The following is a 19,207-nucleotide window of genomic DNA, read 5'->3' on the forward strand; positions in this document are numbered from 1 at the left end:
CGTAGCGCTGGCCGGCCGGCGCCATGGCCCAGAACGTCTACCAGTGGAAGGACGCCAACGGCGTCACCCATTCCTCCGACAAGCCGCCGGCCGGCCCGTACACTGGCGCCATGGACCATGACCGACCGCCGCCGCGCTCGCGCGGGATCTACCTGCTGCCGAACCTGTTCACCACCTGCGGCCTGTTCGCCGGCTTCTACGCGATCATCGCCGCGGCCAACAGCCAGTTCACCGCCGCGGCGATCGCCGTGTTCGTGGCCGGGCTGGCCGACGGCATCGACGGCCGGGTGGCGCGCCTGACCGGCACCAGCAGCGACTTCGGCGTGCAGTACGACTCGCTGGCCGACCTGGTCAGCTTCGGCCTGGCGCCGGCGCTGGTGATGTACCACTGGTCGCTGTCGGCGCTGAAGTTCGACGGCGGCACCCTGGGCCGGGTCGGCTGGGCGGTGGCCTTCCTCTACGCGGCCTGCGCGGCCCTGCGCCTGGCCCGCTTCAACACCCAGGTCGGGGTGGTGGACAAGCGCTGGTTCGTCGGCCTGGCCAGCCCGGCCGCGGCGGGACTGATGATGTCCTTCGTCTGGGCCTTCGCCGACGGCCAGCTGGGCTGGAGCGGCGAGGAACTGCGCTACGTCGCCTTGGGCGTGACCCTGTGCGCGGCCCTGCTGATGGTCAGCCGGATCCGCTACTGGAGCTTCAAGGGCAGCGGCGAGGGCGGCGCGCGCGCCGACCGGGTGCCGTTCGCGGTGCTGCTGGGCGTGCCGGTGGTGATCGCCATGGTGGTGATCGACCCGCCGCGGGTGCTGTTCGCGGTCGGCATCCTGTATGGCCTGTCCGGGCCCGTGCTGGCGCTGTGGCTGCGCGCGCGACGGCCTGCGGAGCCGGCGGCGTGACCCTGCCGGCCGCCGGCGATTCGCCCTGGAGCCCGCGGCAGCGCTACTGGCTGCAGGCGCTGGGGCACGTGGTCTATCGCCACGGCGAGGTGGCCGCGGAGGCGCCGGTCGAGGCCGACGTGGCGCCGGAGGAGGCCCTTGCCGGGGCAGGTGCGGCCGGCGCGCGCGAGCGCCCCGTGCCCTCGGCCCGGCCGCAGCCGGCGGACTGGCGCGACGATGCGCCGCGGCGGGCACCCTCGCTGGATGACGCGGCGGTCCCGGCGCGCGCGCGCGCGGATGCCGCGCCGGTCGGGGCGGACGCCGGCACGCGGCCGGCCGCGGCGGCCCGGCGCATGCCGCGCCTGCCCGACCGCCTGCAGCTGGCCCTGCTGCGCGCCTCCGGCCTGGACCCGTCCGATCCCGCGGCGCAGGCGGCGATGGCGCAATGGCCGGTGGAGCGGCTGCGCCAGGACCCGGCGGCCAAGCGTGCGTTCTGGCCGCAGCTGCGGGCGCTGAGGAAGCGGCCGTGAGCGTGGCCGCCTACCGCGAGCTGTCGCCGCGGTCCTGGCGGCTGCGGGCGATCCGCGAGGGCGACCTGGACGCGGTGATGGCGATCGAGCGCCGCGCCTATCCTTTTCCCTGGACCCGCGGGATCTTCCGCGACTGCCTGCTTGCCGGCTATCCGGCCCTGCTGGCGCTGGAGGACGACCGCCCGGCCGGCTACGGGGTGATGAGCATCGCCGCCGACGAGGCCCACATCCTCAACCTGTGCAGCGCACCGGAGCGGCAGTCGCGCGGGCTGGGGCGGCACCTGCTGCGGGCCTTGCTGCGCATGGCCCGCGACCAGGGCGCGCAAAGGGTGTTCCTGGAGGTACGTCCGTCCAATCCGCCGGCGATCGCGCTGTACCACAGCGAGGGCTTCAACGAGATCGGCCGGCGCCCGCGCTACTACCCGGCGCACGAGGGCCGCGAGGACGCGATCGTGATGGCGATGGAACTGGTCTCCGGCGAAGTGGAGCGGATGCCACCGCTGTAGGGCGGTCCGCTCCCGCGCCTTCGCTCAGAGCCTGGCGCGCTGCCCGCGCAGGCCGTCGAGCTGGGCGCTCCAGTCGGCCAGGCGCTGGCGCTCCTGCTCGACCACCGCCGCCGGCACCTTGTCGGTGAACCTGGCCAGCTTGGCCTCGCTCTTGTCCTTCTCGGCGGCCACGCGGGCGATCTCCTTGTCCAGGCGGGTGCGCTCGGCGTCGAGGTCGACCAGGCCCTCCAGCGGCACCAGCAGCTTCAGCTCGCCGACGATGGCCGCGGCGGCGGCCGGGGCTTCGACGCCCGGCTGCAGCCATTCGACCGACTCCAGCCGCAGCAGGAAGCGCAGCTGCGCCTCGAAGCGCGCGACCCGGGCGCGGTCGGCCTCGCCGCCGGCCTGCAGGAGCAGGCGCACCTGCTTGCCGGGCGAGACGCCCAGTTCGCTGCGGACCCGGCGCAGGGCCGAGACCATGGCCTTGAACCATTCGATGTCGGCCTCGGCGGCGGCGTAGTCCTGGCCGGCGAAGTCGGCCGGCTCCGGGTACGGCCGCAGCGAGATCGAGCCGCCGGCCACGCCCACGCGCGGGGCGACCTGGCGCCACAGTTCCTCGCTCACGAACGGCACCAGCGGGTGAAGCAGGCGCAGCAGCGATTCGAGCACGTACAGCAGGGTGTGGCGGGTGCTGGCGGCGGCCTTGGCGTCCTCGCCGTTGAGCGCCGGCTTGGCCAGCTCCACGAACCAGTCGCAGAACTCGTTCCAGGCGAATTCGTACAAAGCCTGCGCCAGCAGGTCGAAGCGGTAGCCGGCGAAATGTTCCTGGGCCTGGGCGGTGACCGCGGCCAGGCGGGCCAGGATCCACTTCTCGGCGTCGGTCGCGGGAGACGGCGCACCGCTGAAGGAGGCGCCTTCGGTGTTCATCAGCACGAAGCGGCTGGCGTTCCACAGCTTGTTGCAGAAGTTCTTGTAGCCCTCGGCGCGGCCGAGGTCGAACTTGATGTCGCGGCCGTGGCCGGCCAGCGCGGCGATGGTGAAGCGCAGGGCGTCGGCGCCGTGGGCGATGATGCCGTCGGGGAATTCCTTGCGGGTGGCCTTCTCGATCCGTTCGGCCAGCTTGGGCTGCATCAGGCCGCTGGTGCGCTTGGCGACCAGGTCCTCCAGCGAGATGCCGTCGATGATGTCCAGCGGATCGAGGACATTGCCCTTGGACTTGGACATCTTCTGGCCCTGGGCGTCGCGGATCAGGCCGGTGATGTAGACGTCGCGGAACGGCACCTGGCCGGTGAAGCTGTCGGTGGCCATGATCATCCGCGCCACCCAGAAGAAGATGATGTCGAAGCCGGTGACCAGCACCGAAGAGGGCAGGTAGCGGTCGAAGCCGCGCTGCGCCATCGCCGCCTGGTCCGGCCAGCCCATCGTGCTGAACGGCCACAGCTGCGAGGAGAACCAGGTCTCCAGCACGTCGCTGTCCTGGTTCAGCGCCAGCTCGGCGCCGAGGCCGTGCTTCGCCCGCACCTCGTCCTCGCTGCGGCCGACGTAGCAGCGGCCCGCCTCGTCGAACCACGCCGGGATGCGGTGGCCCCACCACAGCTGGCGGCTGATGCACCAGTCCTGGATGTTCTCCATCCAGTGGCGGTAGGTGTTGATCCAGTTGGGCGGGACGAATTTCACCTCACCGGACTCGACGAGTTCGAGGCCGCGCTTGGCCAGCGCGTCCATCTTCACGAACCACTGGTCGGTCAGGTAGGGCTCGATCACCTGGCCGGTACGGTCGCCGCGCGGCACCTGCAGCTTGTGCGGCTTGGTCTCGACCAGCAGGCCGAGGTCCTCCAGGTCGGCGAGCACGGCCTTGCGCGCGTCGTAGCGGTCCAGGCCGCGGTATTTCTCCGGAGCGGCGTCGTTGAGCGCGGCCACTGGGGTGAACAGGTTGATCATCGGCAGGCCATGGCGCACGCCGACCTGGTAGTCGTTGAAGTCGTGCGCCGGGGTGACCTTGACCACGCCGGTGCCGAAGGCGCGGTCGACGTAGTCGTCGGCGATTACCGGGATGCGGCGGCCGGTCAGCGGCAGCACGATCTCCTTGCCCGCCAGCGCCGCATAGCGTGGGTCTTCCGGATGCACCATCGCCGCGGTGTCGCCGAGCATGGTCTCCGGGCGGGTGGTGGCCACGACCAGGTAATCACGCACTTCGCGCAGGACTTCATTGCCCTCCGCATCGACCTCGACGTGCTCGTAGCTCACGCCGTCGGCCAGCGGATAGCGGATCGACCAGAGGAAACCGTCTTCCTCCACATTCTCCACCTCCAGGTCGGAGATCGCGGTCTTCAGCACCGGATCCCAGTTGACCAGGCGCTGGCCGCGGTAGATCAGGCCCTGCTCGTGCCAGCGCACGAAGGCCTCGACCACCGCCGCCGACGGCTGCGGATCCATGGTGAAGGTGCTGCGCGACCAGTCGCCGGAGGCGCCGAGGCGGCGCATCTGCCGCTCGATGGTGTCACCGGACTGGCCCTTCCACTCCCAGACCTTGGCGATGAAACCCTCGCGGCCCAGCGAGTCGCGGGTTTCGCCATTGCCCTCCAGCGCCAGGTTGCGGCTGACCACCATCTCGGTGGCGATGCCGGCGTGGTCGGTGCCCATCTGCCAGAGCACGTCGCGGCCGAGCATGCGCTGGTGGCGGACCAGCGCGTCCATCAGCGTGTGCTGGAAGGCATGGCCCATGTGCAGGGTGCCGGTGACGTTGGGCGGCGGCAACAGGATCGAGTACGGCTCGCCCTGGCCGCTGGGCCTGAAGCAGCCGCTGGCCTCCCACTCGGCGTACAGGCGCGATTCGAAGGACTTGGGTTCGTAGCCGGAGGGGAGGGTGGTATCGGTCATGGTCTTCTTCGTCGTCCCGGCGTACGCCGGGACCCAGTGTCTTTCGGGAGCGGTCCAGTGCTGCAAGTCGCTGGGTCCCGGCGTACGCCGGGACGACGGCAGTTGAAGGACGGCGGTTACATGTCGTGCTTGTTCAGTTCGTAGCCCAGCGCCTGGTACTGCTTCCAGCGCTCGCGCAAGGGGCCGCGTGTGGCCGGGTCGGCGGGCACCACTTCCAGCACCCGCTCGCAGGCCGCGCCCCAGGCCTCGTCGCGCAGGTTGATCACCAGGGGCCGCGCCGGCGCCTCGGTGCCGGGGGCGGCGATCAGCACCGGGGTGACCTCGTCCTCCTCGTCCTGGCCGGCGATCTGGTGCGGGATGTAGGCGTCCGGATCGAACGACCACAAAAGGTCGTCCAGTTCCTCGGCCTGGGCCGCGTCGCGCGCCAGGATCAGGGCGAACTGGTTGGAGTCGCAGGCGCGGCGGGCCAGTTCGCAGACCAGCAGCAGGGGCTGCTCGGCGAAACGGGGCTTGGCGATCAGGTAGAAGTCGGCGCGGGGCACGCTCAGCCGACCCGGTCCAGCAGCCACTGGCTCAGCAGGCCGACCGGGCGGCCGGTGGCCATGCCGCGCTTGCCCTCGTCGCTGGCCGAGCCGGCGATGTCCAGGTGGGCCCAGCGCTGGCCCTCGGCGAAGCGGGCCAGGAAGCAGCCAGCGGTGATCGCGCCGCCCCAGCGGCCGCCGATGTTGTAGACGTCGGCGAAGGTCGATTCCAGCAGGGTCTGGTACTCGTCCCACAAGGGCAGGCGCCAGGCGCGGTCGAACACGTTCTCGCCGGCGGCCAGCAGCTCGCCGGCCAGGTCGTCATGCTTGCTCATCAGGCCCGAAGCGTACTTGCCCAGGGCGACCATGCAGGCGCCGGTCAGGGTGGCCACGTCCACCAGGGCCTGCGGCTCGAAGCGCTGGGCATAGGTCAGGGCGTCGCACAGGATCAGGCGGCCCTCGGCGTCGGTGTTGCCGACCTCGATGGTCTTGCCGGACATGGAGGTGATCACGTCCGACGGCCGGTAGCTGTTGCCGTCGATCGCGTTCTCCACCGCCGGGGCGATCACGACCAGGTTCAGCGGCAGCTTCATCTTCACCGCGGCCACGAAGGTGCCCAGCACGCTGCCGGCGCCGAGCATGTCGTACTTCATCTCCTCGATCCCGCCCTGGGTCTTGAGGTTGACGCCGCCGGTGTCGAAGGTGATGCCCTTGCCGACGAGCACGTAAGGCTTGGCGTCGCCGCCACCGGACCACTTCAGCACCACCAGGTGCGGGCGGTTGACCGAGCCGCGGGCCACGGCCAGCAAAGAGCCCATGCCCAGCGCCTCCATCTGCCGCTCGTCCAGGATCTCGGCCTGCGCGCCCTCGTGGGCGGCGGCGAATTCCTGCGCCTGCGCGGCCAGGTAGGCGGGGTTGCAGATGTTCGGCGGCAGGTTGCCCAGCTCGCGGGTGAAGGCCACGCCGGCGGCGATCGCCTCGCCCTGGGCCAGGGCGGTGGCGTCCTCGCCGCTGATCGCCAGCGTGCGCAGGCCCGGTTCGTCCTTCTTCTTGCCCAGGGTGGCGGTGTAGCGGTAGGCGGCGTGGTCGGCGGCGATCGCGGCCTGGCGGACGTTCCAGGCGGCGTCGCGGCCGGTCACGGCCGCTTCGCTGATCGTGAACAATGCGCTGGACACCGGCCCGGTCTTGAGCGCGCGGACCGCATCGGCCACCGCCTTGAGGTACTGCGGCACCCCGAACTTGGCGCTCTCGCCCAGGCCGATCACCAGCACCCGCGGCGAGGCCACGCCCGGCAGGTCGTGCAGCAGCAGGCTGCGGCCGGTGCGGCCGCTGAGGTCGCCGCGCTCGAGCAGGGCGCGCAGGCGGCCGCCGCTGGCGTCGTCGATCGCCTGGCCCGCGGGCGTGAGCGCCTTGTCGGCGTAGGCGCCGACCACGACGCAGTCGAAGGCGGCCGCGGCGGCGGCCTCGCGGTTCAGGGTGAATTGCAGGGCCATTGAGCAGATTCCCAGATTCTGGTGACAGGTACGTACAATCGTCGACCGCCCGGCGCCTGGGGCAATGCGGCCCCGGCCGGCGGCGTCCACGCGAAACCCGGGATTTTATAGGACTGGCCCCGCCGATGCCGAAGCTCGACCGATACCTGTTGGCCGATTTCGCCCAGAGCGTGCTGGCGACCCTGATCGTGCTGCTGGTGGTGAGCCTGGGCGGAGTGCTGGTCGACGTGCTGGGCGAGATCGCCGATGGCGGCCTGCCGGCGCGGCTGATGCTGTCCCAGCTGGGCCTGCAGCTGCTGGTCTACCTGCCTTTGGTGCTGCCGCTTGCGCTGATGCTGGGGCTGATGCTGGCCGTGGCCCGGCTGTACCGGGACTCGGAGATGGCCGTGCTCAACGCGGTCGGGGTCGGCCCGGGCCGGCTCCTGCGGCCGGTGCTGATGACCGCCCTGCCGGTGGTGGTGGTGGTCGGGATGTGCTCGCTGTGGCTGGGACCCTGGGCGCGAAGCACCGGCGCGCGGATGATCGAGCAGGCCAACCGCAGCCTGATCGTGGCCGGGCTGGAGCCGGGCCGCTTCACTGCCCTGCCCAGTGGCGGCGGGATCGTCTACATCGACGGCATGAGCGAGGACGGGCGCAACCTGCAGGGGGTGTTCCTGCAGCGCGAGGAGGAGGGCCGGGTGGACGTGGTCACTGCCCGCCAAGGCTCGCTCGAGTTCGAGGGCGACCGCGACCGCTACCTGCGCCTGCTCGACGGCCACCGGGTCGAAGGCCCGCTCGATGCCGGCCTGGACTTCCGGCTGATGCGCTACGCCAGCAACGAGGTGGCGCTGCCCGACCGGGCCGAGAGCCGCAAGGACGACGACCCGGAGCTGACCGCCACCACCGACCTGATCGGCGATGGCCGCCCGGCCGCGGTGGCCGAACTGCACGGCCGGCTGACGCCGCCCCTGCTGGCCCTGGGCTTCGCCCTGCTGACCGTGCCGCTGGCGCGCAGCTCGCCGCGGCAGCAGCGCTACGGCCGGCTGATGCTGGGTTTCCTCGCCTACCTGGTCGGGCTCAACCTGATGTTCATCGGCGTCCGCCTGCTGGCCGAAGGCGACCTGCCGGCGCCGGCCGGGCTGTGGTGGCTGACCCTGCCCCTGCTGGCCCTGGCGGTATGGCTGTACCGGCGCGACGGGCGCCTGCCGCGGCCGCGGAAGGTGGCGGCATGATTCTGCGCCCGCGCCTGCACGACCTCTACATCGGCCGGGTGGTGCTGGCCACGGTACTGCTGACCTGGGCGGTGCTGGTCGGCCTGGACGTGATGCTGGCCCTGTCCGGCCAGCTCGGCGACCTGGGCAAGGGCAGCTACGACTTCCCGACCGCGCTGGCCTTCGTCGCCTATTCGGTGCCGCGCCGGGCCTACTCGATCTTCCCGTACGCGGCGGTGATCGGCTCGCTGATGGGCCTGGGCCAGCTGGCGGCGACCTCTGAGCTGACCGCCCTGCGCGCGCTGGGGCTTTCCCGCAGGCGGCTGTCGCTGTCGGTGGCCGCGGCCCTGACCCTGCTGACCGCGCTGATGGTGCTCACCGGCGAGACCCTGGCGCCGTGGGGCCAGCGCCAGGCCGACCAGCTCAAGCTGGCGGCCAAGAGCAACAACATCGCCATGGCCCGCTATTCGGGGCTGTGGGCGCGCGAGGGCGACACCTTCCTGAACGCGATCGACGGCCAGGAGCGGGTGGTCGACGGCCAGCGCGTGCTGGAGCTGCGCGACGTGCGCCTGTATCAGGTCGGCGAGGACGGGCGCCTGCAATCGCTGACCCGCGCCGCCCTGGCGGTCCACGACCAGGAAGGCTGGCGCCTGCAGCAGGCGCGCCGGGTGGAGCTGGGCGCCGATTCCGCGCGCGAGCAGAAGGTGGAGTCGCAGCGCTGGGACTCGCAGCTGGACGCCAACGCCCTGGCCGCCGGCGTCACCCGCCCGCGCAACCTGTCGGCCGCCGACCTGCAGGCCAGCATCGAGTACCGCCGCCGCAACGGCCTGGACGCGCGCGACTACGAGGACACCTACTGGAGCCGCTGGTTCTATCCGCTGAACGTGCTGGCCCTGTGCCTGGCGGCGGTGCCGTTCGCCTTCGGCAGCCTGCGCAGCGGCGGCATGGGCAAACGCCTGTTCCTGGGCATCGTCTTCGCGCTGGGCTTCATGCTGCTGCAGATGCAGTTCGGGCGCCTGGCCGGCGCGTTCCGCTTCGACTACCGGATCGCCTACGCCTTGCCGCCGGTGCTGATGCTGCTGACCTCGTGGCTGCTGTTCAGGCGCAAGTCCGGCTGACCGGAGAGCCGCCCATCAGACCATGGCCGCCCGCACCAGCCGGGTGCCGCTGGCGCGGTCATGCCAGGCCAGGCGGTCGCGGTCGAACCAGGCCCACCAGAAACCCAAGCCGCCGGCGAGCAGGGACAGCGTGCCGACCGCGTACCGCAGCCACAGCTGGCGCATGGTGGGCAGGCCGCCGTCGTCCGCCTGCAGCCGCAGCCGCCAGGGGCGCATGCCCAGGGTCTGGCCGCCGCGGTGCCAGCTCACCGTGGCGTACAGTCCGGTGACGATCCAGCAGGCCAGCCACAGCAGCCAGCCCATCGGGCTGTACGGGGCGATGTTGTGCCGGGTGTCGCCACCGTGGGTGGCCACGTCGAGCAGGACGAAGGGCAGGGCGGTCAGCATCCACAGCGCCAGCGCCGGCCACAGGTCGTAGAACAGCGCCAGCAGGCGCCACAGGACCAGGGCGCGCGGCCGCGGGGATGCGCCGGGCGCGGTATCGGCAGTCGGAGCGGGCTTGGCGGTGTCTTCCATCGGCGCACAGGATAGCGGCGCGGCCGCGGTCGTAGCGGACGCTATCCTGTCCCCGATGCACGACACCGCCCGCAGCACCGCCGACCGTCGCCGCCTCGCCCGGGGCCTGCCGGCGTTGCGCGATGCCGATGAGCGCGCCATCGCCCGCTTCATCGATGCGGTCTGGGCCGAGCACGGCCTGGCCCGGCAGAGCCTGGAGGCCTACCGGCGCGACCTGGAGCAGCTGGCGCGCTGGCTCGACGGCGCCCGCGGCGGGCTGGAAGGCGCCGACCGGCAGACGCTGCATGACTACCTGGCCTGGCGCTTCGGCCAGGGCTACAAGCCGCGCAGCAACGCCCGCCTGCGCGCCAGCCTGCGCGGGTTCTACGCCCACCTGGTGCGCCTGGGCGTGCGTGCCGATGATCCGGCCGCCCTGCTGGAACCGCCGCGGCTGCCGCGGCCCCTGCCTAAGGCGCTGACCGAATCCCAGGTCGAGGCGCTTCTGGCGGCCCCCGCCGTCGACACGCCCGAGGGCCTGCGCGACCGCGCGATGCTGGAGCTGATGTACGCCGCCGGCCTGCGGGTGAGCGAGCTGGTCAACCTGCCGGCCAACGCGGTCAACCTGCGCCAGGGCGTGGTCCGGGTGCTGGGCAAGGGCGGCAAGGAACGCCTGGTGCCGCTGGGCGAGGAGTCCCAGGACTGGCTGGAGCGCTACCTGGCCAAGGCCCGGCCGCAGCTGGCAGGCGGCCGCCCGGTGCCGGCGGACGCGCATGGCCAAGTGCCGCTGTTCCTGACCCCGGCGCGGCAGGCGCCGACCCGGCAGGCGTACTGGCAGGCGCTCAAGCGCCATGCCGCGGTGGCCGGGATCGACCCGCGGACGGTGACCCCGCACGGCCTGCGCCACAGCTTCGCCACCCACCTGCTCAACCGCGGCGCCGACCTGCGCGCCTTGCAGCTGCTGCTGGGCCACGCCAGCCTGTCGACCACCCAGATCTACACCCTGGTCGCGCGCGAGCACCTGCAGCGCCTGCACGCCCGCCACCACCCGAGGGGGTGAGGCGGCACGATGTGCCAGAATCGCAGCCTGTTTCCGTCGCCGCAGGTCCCCCGCATGTCCCGATTCCTCGCCGCCGCTTTGCTGGGTGCGGTCAGCCTCAGCGCCTGTGCCCAGCCGGCCCCGCCGGCGGCTCCCGCCGCCGCTGCGCCGAAGGCGCCCGCCGCCAATGCTCCGGCCGCGGCCGGCAGTCCCGAGGAAGCGGTGCGCGCGGCCCTGGCCCAGATCGCCGCCGGCACCCAGGCCGATTACGTCGGCGCGGCCCCCTTCGCCGGCTTCCGCGAGGTGCTGTTCGACGGCCAGGTGCTGTACGTCTCCGACGACGGCCGCTACCTGATGCAGGCGCAGCCGTTCGACCTGCAGGCCCGGCAGCCGGCCGCCAGCCCGGGGCTGATGGCCTTCCGCCGCGGCGAGATCGCCAAGGTGCCGGAGAACGAGCGGATCGTGTTCTCGCCGCCCAACCCGAAGTACACCGTCAGCGTCTTCACCGACATCGAGTGCGGCTACTGCCGGCGCATGCACCAGGAGATCGCCGAGTACAACCGCCAGGGCATCGCCGTGGAGTACCTGGCGTTCCCGCGGATGGGGCTGGCCAGCGACGATTTCCGCGACATGGTCTCGGTGTGGTGTTCGGCCGACCGCAAGCAGGCGCTGACCCAGGCCAAGTCGGGCACCCGGGTGCAGAAGAAGGAATGCACCAGCCCGGTGGCCATGCACTACACCCTGGGCCAGCGCATCGGCGTGTCCGGGACCCCGGCGGTGTTCGCCCCGGACGGCACCCAGCTGGGCGGCTACATGCCGCCGGCGCAGATGCGCGCGGCGCTGGACCGCCTCTCCGGCGAGACGGCCACGGCAGGCGGGTCGCGCTGAGGGGAACCGGACGGTACCGCCGGATCTGCGGTCCCGGGTAAGGCGGCGGCGTCCGGCCGCCGCCACCGGGCGCGTCGGCCGACCCCGGGCGTCGTCGTGGCCGGGTCCGGGGCCCGGTCCGGTACAATGGCCGGCCTTCCTTCCTTGCGACTTCCCCCGGACATGATCGTCCTCGAGGGCGCGCCCGCCCTTTCGCCGTTCCGCCGGCAGCGGCTCGAAACCCGCCTGCAGTCCCTGGTCCCCGGCCTGCGCATCGAAGGCGCCTGGCACGTCTACTTCGTCCAGCCGGGCGACACGGCGCCGGATCCGGCCGCCCTCCACCGCATCCTCCAGGCCGGAGCCGCCGAGGCGCCGCGCGCCGACGGCGCCCTGTCGCGCTACGTGGTGCCGCGCCTGGGCACCCGCTCGCCCTGGTCGAGCAAGGCCACCGAGCTGCTGCGCGGCGCCGGGCTGGCGGTGGCCCGGGTCGAACGCGGCCTGCGCCTGGACCTGGCCGGCTGGCCGGCCGACGTCGCCACCCAGGCCGCGCTCGGCAAGCTGCTGCACGACCCGATGACCCAGTCCCTGCTGGCCGACCGCGAACAGGCGCAGGCGCTGTTCGCCGCGCCGCCGCGCAAGCCGCTGGAGCGGATCGCCCTGGCCGAGCTGGAAAGCGCCAACCGGCGCCTGGGCCTGGCCCTGGCCCAGGACGAGATCGACTACCTGCGCGAACGCTACGCCGAGCTGGGCCGCGATCCGTCGGACGTGGAGCTGATGATGTTCGCCCAGGCGAACTCGGAGCACTGCCGGCACAAGATCTTCAACGCCAGCTGGACCATCGACGGCCAGGACCAGGACCGCTCGCTGTTCCGGATGATCCGCAACACCCACCAGAAGACCCCGCAGCACACGTTGAGCGCGTACAGCGACAACGCCGCGGTGATCGAAGGGCACGTCGCCGCGCGCTACCGCCCCGATCCGGCGACCGGCGAATACCGGACCGAGGCCGCGGTGCCGTCCGCGTTCCAGATCAAGGTCGAGACCCACAACCATCCGACCGCGATCTCGCCGTTCCCGGGCGCCTCCACCGGTGCCGGCGGCGAGATCCGCGACGAGGGCGCCACCGGCCGCGGCGGCAAGCCCAAGGCCGGCCTGACCGGCTTCTCGGTCTCGCACCTGCGCATCCCCACGCTGCCGCAGCCGTGGGAGGCGCCACGCGCGCTCAACCCGCGCATGGCTCCCGCACTTGAAATCATGCTCGACGGCCCGCTGGGCGGCGCCGCGTTCAACAACGAGTTCGGCCGGCCGAACCTGCTGGGCTATTTCCGCAGCTTCGAGCTGCCGGAAAACGACATCGCGCGCGCCTACGACAAGCCGATCATGCTCGCCGGCGGCCTGGGCGCGATCGACCGGATCCAGGTCGACAAGATCAGGATGCAGCCGGGCGACGCGGTGATCGTGCTCGGCGGCCCGGCGATGCTGATCGGCCTGGGCGGCGGCGCGGCCAGTTCGGTGGCCTCCGGCGAGAGCGCCGAGGACCTGGACTTCGCCAGCGTGCAGCGCGACAACCCGGAGATGGAGCGCCGGGTGCAGGAGGTCATCGACCGCTGCGTGGCGCTGGGCGAGCGCAACCCGATCCACTTCTTCCACGACGTCGGCGCCGGCGGCCTGTCCAACGCCATCCCCGAGCTGCTGCACGACTCGGGCGTGGGCGGGGTGATCGACCTGGGCAAGGTACCCAGCGACGATCCCTCGCTGTCGCCGCTGGAGCTGTGGTGCAACGAATCGCAGGAGCGCTACGTGCTCGGCGTGCCGGCCGACCGCCTGGACGAGTTCGCCGCGATCTGCGCGCGCGAGCGCTGCCCGTTCGCGGCCGTGGGCGTGGCCACCGCCGAGGAGCGGCTGGTGGTCGCCTACGGCGCCACCCCGGGCAACATCCCGGCCGACGCGCCGATCGATCTTCCGATGGACGTGCTGTTCGGCAAGCCGCCGAAGATGCACCGCGACGCCGCCCATCCGCCGGCCGCGCCGTGGCCGGCGCTGGCCACCGGCGCGCTCGATCTGCACCAGGCCGCCCTGCGCGTGCTCGCACATCCGACCGTGGCGGCCAAGAGCTTCCTGGTCACCATCGGCGACCGCAGCGTCGGCGGCCTGACCGCGCGCGAGCAGATGGTCGGCCCCTGGCAGCTGCCGCTGGCCGACTGCGCGATCACCCTGGCCGACTACGACGGCGTCGCCGGCGAGGCGATGTCGATCGGCGAGCGCACCCCGCTGGCCCTGCTGGACTCGGCCGCGGCCGCGCGCATGGCCGTGGGCGAGGCGATCACCAACCTGTGCGCGGCGCCGGTGCAGGCGCTGGAGCAGGTCAAGCTGTCGGCCAACTGGATGGCCGCCTGCGGCCATCCCGGCGAGGACGCCCTGCTGTACGACGCGGTGCGCGCGGTGGGCATGGAGCTGTGCCCGCAGCTGGACGTCAGCATCCCGGTGGGCAAGGACTCGCTGTCGATGCAGGCGCAGTGGCAGGACGGCGGCCAGGCGCACAAGTCGGTGTCGCCGGTGTCGCTGATCGTCTCCGCGTTCGCGCCGGTGGCCGACGCGCGCGCCCAGCTGACCCCGCTGCTGGCGCCGGGCGACGACAGCGAGCTGTGGCTGATCGGCCTGGGCGGCGGCAAGCAGCGCCTGGGCGGCTCGATCCTGGCCCAGGTCCATGCCGGCCACGAAGGCCTGCCGGCGTTCGGCGGCGAGGTCCCGGACCTGGACGCGCCCGAGCGCCTGCGCAATTTCTTCGCGCTGATGTGCGACGCGCGCGAGGCCGGCCTGCTGCAGGCCTACCACGACCGCAGCGACGGCGGCGCCTTCGCCGCCCTGTGCGAGATGGCCTTCGCCTCGCGCCGCGGTCTGGACATCACCCTGGACGCCTGGGGCGAGGATCCGTTCCGGACCCTGTTCAACGAGGAACTGGGCGCGATCGTGCAGGTCGCCGACGAGGACCGCGCCGCGTTCGCCGACCTGGTCGAGCGCCACGCCCTGACCGAGTGCGCCCAGCGCATCGCCCGCCCGTCGGCGATGCCGCGGGTGCGGGTGCGCAAGGACGGCGAGCTGCTGGCCGAGTGGCGCTGGGAGGAGCTGTTCGACGCGTGGTGGTCGGTGACCCACGCGATGCAGAGGCTGCGCGACAACCCGGACAGCGCCGACGAGGAGCGTGCGCTCGCGCGTGACTTCGCCGCGCCGGGGCTGAAGCCGAAGTTGGCATTCGATCCGGCCGAGGACATCGCCGCACCGTTCATTGCCACCGGCGTGCGGCCGAAGGTGGCGATCCTGCGCGAGCAGGGCGTCAATGGCCAGATCGAGATGGCGCGCGCGTTCGATCGCGCCGGCTTCGCGCCGGTGGACGTGCACATGAGCGACCTGGTCGCCGGGCGGGTGTCGCTGGACGGCTTCAAGGGCCTGGCCGCCTGCGGCGGCTTCAGCTACGGCGACGTGCTCGGCGCCGGCCGCGGCTGGGCGACCTCGATCCTGGAGCGGGCCGCTGTGCGCGAGGCCTTCGCCGCGTTCTTCGCCCGCGACGACAGCTTCTCGCTGGGCGTGTGCAACGGCTGCCAGATGCTCAGCCAGCTGCGCGACATCATCCCCGGCGCGCAGCACTGGCCGAAGTTCCTGCGCAACCGCAGCGAGCAGTTCGAGGCGCGCACCAGCCTGCTGGAGGTGGTGGAGTCGCCGTCGATCCTGCTGCGCGGAATGGCCGGTTCGCGGATCCCGGTGGCGGTGGCCCACGGCGAGGGCCGGGCCGAGTTCGACAGTGCGGTCGACCAAGCCGCGGCGCGGGTGGCCCTGCGCTACGTCGACGGCGACGGCAACCCGGCCACGACCTATCCGCTCAACCCGAACGGTTCGCCCGAGGGCATCACCGGCCTGTCCAGCGAGGACGGGCGGGCGACGATCCTGATGCCGCATCCGGAGCGGGTGGTGCGCACGCTCAACCTGAGCTGGCATCCGGCCGAGTGGGGCGAGGATTCGCCGTGGATGCGGATGTTCCGCAACGCGCGGGTGTGGGTGGGCTGAGCGGTCCGCGCACGAACGGTACGGCATCGGCGGCGCCCTGGCGGGCGCCGCTTCCGTTTCCGGCGGACGCAGTCCGGAGCGGCAGCCATGGCCGGCGGATTTCCGCCGGGCAGGTTCCACGAGCGGAAGCGGCGAGGTCGGCAGGCCTCGCGCCTGTGGATGCTGCGGCGCGTCACAAAGTGACGTAAAGTGGCGACCCTCCGGGGAAAATGTGATCGATATCATGTTCTTGCGGCCATGCCTCAGGACATGGCCCGATTCTTGTTTAAAGGGAGGGTGCCGGGCGCCCGCCCAATCAAGTGAAGCCGCTTTGAAACTCCTATCCGTATTCGGCACCCGTCCCGAGGCGATCAAGATGGGGCCGCTGGTCCATGCGCTGGCGCATACCCCCGGCATCGAATCCCAGGTCTGCATCACCGGCCAGCACCGGGCGATGCTCGACCAGGTCATGGACCTGTTCGGGATCCGCCCGGACCACGACCTCGACCTGATGGTCAGCAACCAGACCCTCAACGGCCTGTGCGCGCGGCTGGTGTCGACGCTGGACGAGCTCTACGCGCGGGTGCAGCCGGACCGGGTGCTGGTGCACGGCGACACCACCACGGCCATGGCCGCGGCGCTGGCCGCGTTCCACCGCAGGATCCCGGTCGGCCACGTCGAGGCCGGGCTGCGCACCGGCGACCTGCAAAGGCCCTGGCCGGAGGAGATGAACCGGCGCTTCGTCGACGTCGTTTCCGACCTGCTGTTCGCGCCCACCGCCAGCGCCGCGGCCAACCTGGCCGCCGAGAACCTGGGCGGCCGGGTGCTGGTCACCGGCAACACCGTGATCGATGCGCTGGCCCAGACCGTGCGCCGGCTCGATGCCGACCTCGGCCTGCGCGCGCTGCTGGACGCGCAGTTCCCCTACCTGGCCGAGGGCCGCAAGCTGGTGCTGGTCACCGGCCACCGCCGCGAGAGTTTCGGCCAGGGCTTCGAGAACATCTGCCGGGCGCTGGCCGCACTGGCCCAGCGCGATGACGTGGACATCGTCTACCCGGTGCACCTGAACCCGAACGTGCAGGGCCCGGTGTACGCCCACCTCGGCGGCCTGGCCAACCTCCACCTGGTGCCGCCGCAGGACTACCTCGGCTTCGTCCGCCTGATGCAGCGCGCCCACGTGGTCCTGACCGATTCGGGCGGGGTCCAGGAGGAGGCACCGGCGCTGGGCCGGCGGGTGCTGGTGATGCGCGAGGTCACCGAGCGCCCGGAGGCGGTGGAGGCCGGCGCGGTGCGCCTGGTCGGCACCGGCGTGGACAGCATCCTGGCCGAGGTCGCCGCCGCCTGCGACGCGCCCTTGCGCCCGGCCGCGTTCGATCCGCACGCCAGCCCCTACGGCGACGGCCGCGCCTGCGAGCGCATCGCCGCCGCCCTGCTCGGCCAGCCGGTGGCGGCGTTCGCGCCCGCCGCCCCGTCGCCGTCCCTTTCCCCCGTCGCCACCGCCTGCTGACCGCATGACTCCGATCGCCCGCCTTTCCGCCCGCCGCTGGCGGAGCCTTCCGTTCGTCCTGGCGCTGGCCTGGCCCTGGGCCGCCGGCGCCGCCGACAGCGTGGCCGGGCAGTTCGCCGAATGGAACGGCGCCACCATCGTGACCCGCGAGGTCAGGCTGCGCGAGCTGGGCTTCGCCCAGCCGCTGGTGCTGGCCGGCCGCGACGACCGCCGCGAGCTGTACCTGCCGGTGCCGGCCGGGGTGCCGACCGCCGGCGCCGAACTGGCGCTGGAGGCGCGATACCTGCGCGGCCATCCGGGCCGCAGCGCCCTGCAGCTGGCGGTGGACGGCGACCCGGTGTTCGCGCGCACGGTCATCGATGCCCAGGGCGACGCCGGGCGGACGGTCGGGATCGACGGCCTGCCGCGCGACAGCGGTTTCGTCCGCTTCGGCATCGGCTGGTGGTCGGTGGTCTCCGAGGAGCGCTGCGCCGACCAAGGCGCGCCGGGCAACACCCTGCGGGTGTCGCCGGACAGCCGCTTCCGCTATCGCTTCGATGCCGCCGCGGTCGACACCGTGGCCAAGGCCTGGGGCGCGCTGCCGGGCCGGGTGCGGTTGCTGGTCCAGGGCCGCCGCCTGGCGGCACCGGCCTACGACGCGGCCTGGCGGATCGGCGCAGTAATCGAGAATGCCGGGCGCCGGGTCGAGGTGGTGGCCCTGCCGGCGGTCGGCGACCGCGTCGCCCTGGCGGGTGCGGCGGTGCCCGAGAGCCTGCGCACGATCCCGGCCTTCGCCGCCCTGGCCGGCGGCGGCGAGCATCGCCTCGCCAGCGCGGCCGAGGTCGGCGCCTTGCTGGCATTGGGCCAGACCGGTCCGCTGGCGGTAGACGTGGTGATCGCCGACGACGCCCTGCGCGCGGCCGCAACCGCGGCGCTGGACGCGCTCGCCATCGAGGTCAACGCCACCGGTCCGGATGCGGCCACGGCCTATGCCCGCTGGCGCGGGCAGGCGATGTCCGCGTTCGCCGCCGGCAGCCGCGCCGATCTGGCGGTGGCCCGCGCCGGCGGCCTGCCGGTGCTGGTGGCCGAGGCGGCCGCCGCGGCCCGCGTGGCCGGGCTGCTCGACGCGCAGTGGCGCGCCTATGCCCAGGGCCAGGCGCTGACCGTGGCCGCGGCCGAGCCGGTCCAGTCGGGCCAGGACCGGGTGCGGCTGGACCGCTTCGGCGCGATGTCCGGCAGCCTGGAAGTCGCCACCCGCGCCGACCGCAGCATTTCCTTCGACCTCGGCGCCGTGGCCGCCGACGGGCGCCTGCCCGAGGAGGTGGTGCTCGACCTGGCCGGCGCACCGGACGCCGCGGACGAGGGCGTGGTGGCTTCGGTGTTCTTCAACGACTACCTGCTCGGTGCCCGGGTGCTGGAGCGCAAGGGCCAGGCCCAGCGCATCCGCGTGCCGGTGCCGGCCTATGCCCTGGCGGCGCGCAACCAGGTGCGGGTCAGCTTCCTGCGCCAGCCGGAGCGGCGCTACTGCCACGATCCGGTCACCGCCTATCCGGTCTCGATCCTGCCCGGCAGCCACATCCGCCTCGGACATGGCCGGGCCAGCGGCTTCGCCGCCGCCGCCGCGCAGCTGGCCGGCCCCTACCGGCTGCAGCTGCCGCAGGCATGGCTGGACGACGCGCCGGCCTCGTTGTCCAAGGTGATCCGGGTCGCCAACGCGGTCGGCGCCTCGCCCCTGCGGGCCGAACTGGCGGTGGACGGCGCGGCCGCCGGCTGCGCGTTCCTGTCCTTCGCCGCCGCGGCCGATCCGGGCAAGGACGGGCGCCTGGTGCTGGCCGCCGACGGCCGCACCGTGCTCGACCTGGGCGGGCTGCGGGACGCGGCCGTGGTCGAGGTGGTGGAGCAGGGCGGCCAGGCCGGGGTGAGTTACCGCGAGTTCGGCGCGCCGCGCCTGGAGTCGCCGTTCCGCCTGGTCCGCGGCAGCGTGGCCCTGCTCGACGGCCGCGGCCTGGTCCAGGACTACGACGCACAGGATCCCAGCGGCGCGCGCCTGGCCGAGGAGGGCAACCCGGAGCCGGCCTGGCAGCGGCACATGGTCTGGCTGCTGGTCCTGGTGGGCGCGGTCGCGTTCCTGCTGCTGGCCGCGCGCGTGGCCCAGGTCCGCCGCCGCCGCGCCGCGCCCAAGGGGCACTGAGTTCG

General features: G+C 72.8%; 14 protein-coding genes. 10 read left to right on the forward strand and 4 right to left on the reverse strand.

What is annotated here, in order from left to right:
• The first annotated feature begins 23 nt into the window (after positions 1-23).
• From pssA to rimI, 3 genes are read left to right on the forward strand one after another with little or no spacing between them, the layout of a single operon-like run.
• Positions 24-890 (forward strand): CDP-diacylglycerol--serine O-phosphatidyltransferase, encoded by an 867-nt coding sequence (gene pssA, locus CSC62_RS07835; protein WP_162405626.1) that lies wholly within the window; start codon positions 24-26, stop codon positions 888-890.
• Complete coding sequence (locus CSC62_RS07840) at positions 887-1,399, forward strand: hypothetical protein (protein WP_246194285.1); 513 nt, start codon at positions 887-889, stop codon at positions 1,397-1,399. The genes pssA and CSC62_RS07840 overlap by 4 nt, the downstream gene beginning before the upstream one ends.
• A 2-nt stretch (positions 1,400-1,401) precedes the next feature.
• Positions 1,402-1,905, forward strand: coding sequence for a ribosomal protein S18-alanine N-acetyltransferase (gene rimI / locus CSC62_RS07845; protein ID WP_281353293.1), 504 nt, complete (start codon positions 1,402-1,404; stop codon positions 1,903-1,905).
• 24 nt (positions 1,906-1,929) lie between these two features.
• On the opposite strand, the gene CSC62_RS07850 is transcribed toward rimI, so the two are convergent.
• The 3 genes from CSC62_RS07850 to CSC62_RS07860 form a co-directional block, all read right to left on the reverse strand.
• Positions 1,930-4,764: a valine--tRNA ligase gene (locus tag CSC62_RS07850; protein WP_162405628.1), complete on the reverse strand. Its 2,835-nt coding sequence runs from the start codon at positions 4,762-4,764 to the stop codon at positions 1,930-1,932.
• 116 nt (positions 4,765-4,880) lie between these two features.
• Positions 4,881-5,306, reverse strand: a complete 426-nt coding sequence (locus tag CSC62_RS07855; protein WP_162405629.1) for a DNA polymerase III subunit chi — start codon at positions 5,304-5,306, stop codon at positions 4,881-4,883.
• 2 nt (positions 5,307-5,308) lie between these two features.
• Positions 5,309-6,778, reverse strand: a complete 1,470-nt coding sequence (locus tag CSC62_RS07860) for a leucyl aminopeptidase (protein WP_162405630.1) — start codon at positions 6,776-6,778, stop codon at positions 5,309-5,311.
• A 125-nt stretch (positions 6,779-6,903) separates the two neighbouring features.
• On the opposite strand from CSC62_RS07860, the gene lptF reads away from it, so the two are divergent.
• Together lptF and lptG are read left to right on the forward strand one after the other, a co-directional pair.
• On the forward strand, positions 6,904-7,989 hold the full coding sequence (gene lptF, locus CSC62_RS07865; RefSeq protein WP_162405631.1) for an LPS export ABC transporter permease LptF: 1,086 nt from the start codon (positions 6,904-6,906) through the stop codon (positions 7,987-7,989).
• Positions 7,986-9,086: an LPS export ABC transporter permease LptG gene (gene lptG / locus CSC62_RS07870; protein WP_162405632.1), complete on the forward strand. Its 1,101-nt coding sequence runs from the start codon at positions 7,986-7,988 to the stop codon at positions 9,084-9,086. The genes lptF and lptG overlap by 4 nt, the downstream gene beginning before the upstream one ends.
• 15 nt (positions 9,087-9,101) lie before the next feature.
• Here lptG and CSC62_RS07875 read toward each other — a convergent pair whose 3' ends face one another.
• The gene (locus CSC62_RS07875; protein ID WP_162405633.1) at positions 9,102-9,602 is read right to left on the reverse strand and encodes an RDD family protein; all 501 of its coding nucleotides are present in this window, start codon (positions 9,600-9,602) and stop codon (positions 9,102-9,104) included.
• A 55-nt stretch (positions 9,603-9,657) separates the two neighbouring features.
• Here CSC62_RS07875 and xerD point away from each other — a divergent pair, with 55 nt between their 5' ends.
• The 5 genes from xerD to CSC62_RS07900 all read left to right on the forward strand — a co-directional run bounded on the left by xerD (position 9,658) and on the right by CSC62_RS07900 (position 19,202).
• A complete protein-coding gene (xerD, locus tag CSC62_RS07880; protein ID WP_162405634.1) occupies positions 9,658-10,638 on the forward strand; it encodes a site-specific tyrosine recombinase XerD in 981 nt (326 codons plus the stop codon).
• A gap of 54 nt (positions 10,639-10,692) precedes the next feature.
• Complete coding sequence (locus tag CSC62_RS07885; RefSeq protein ID WP_162405635.1) at positions 10,693-11,505, forward strand: DsbC family protein; 813 nt, start codon at positions 10,693-10,695, stop codon at positions 11,503-11,505.
• Between the two features lie 162 nt (positions 11,506-11,667).
• On the forward strand, positions 11,668-15,546 hold the full coding sequence (gene purL / locus CSC62_RS07890; RefSeq protein ID WP_162405724.1) for a phosphoribosylformylglycinamidine synthase: 3,879 nt from the start codon (positions 11,668-11,670) through the stop codon (positions 15,544-15,546).
• 310 nt (positions 15,547-15,856) lie between these two features.
• Positions 15,857-17,032 (forward strand): non-hydrolyzing UDP-N-acetylglucosamine 2-epimerase, encoded by a 1,176-nt coding sequence (wecB, locus tag CSC62_RS07895; RefSeq protein WP_162405636.1) that lies wholly within the window; start codon positions 15,857-15,859, stop codon positions 17,030-17,032.
• A 4-nt stretch (positions 17,033-17,036) separates the two neighbouring features.
• The gene (locus tag CSC62_RS07900; RefSeq protein ID WP_162405637.1) at positions 17,037-19,202 is read left to right on the forward strand and encodes a cellulose biosynthesis cyclic di-GMP-binding regulatory protein BcsB; all 2,166 of its coding nucleotides are present in this window, start codon (positions 17,037-17,039) and stop codon (positions 19,200-19,202) included.
• The last annotated feature ends 5 nt before the right edge of the window (positions 19,203-19,207 follow it).

The organism is Pseudoxanthomonas jiangsuensis (assembly GCF_010093185.1).
Lineage (GTDB): Bacteria > Pseudomonadota > Gammaproteobacteria > Xanthomonadales > Xanthomonadaceae > Pseudoxanthomonas > Pseudoxanthomonas jiangsuensis.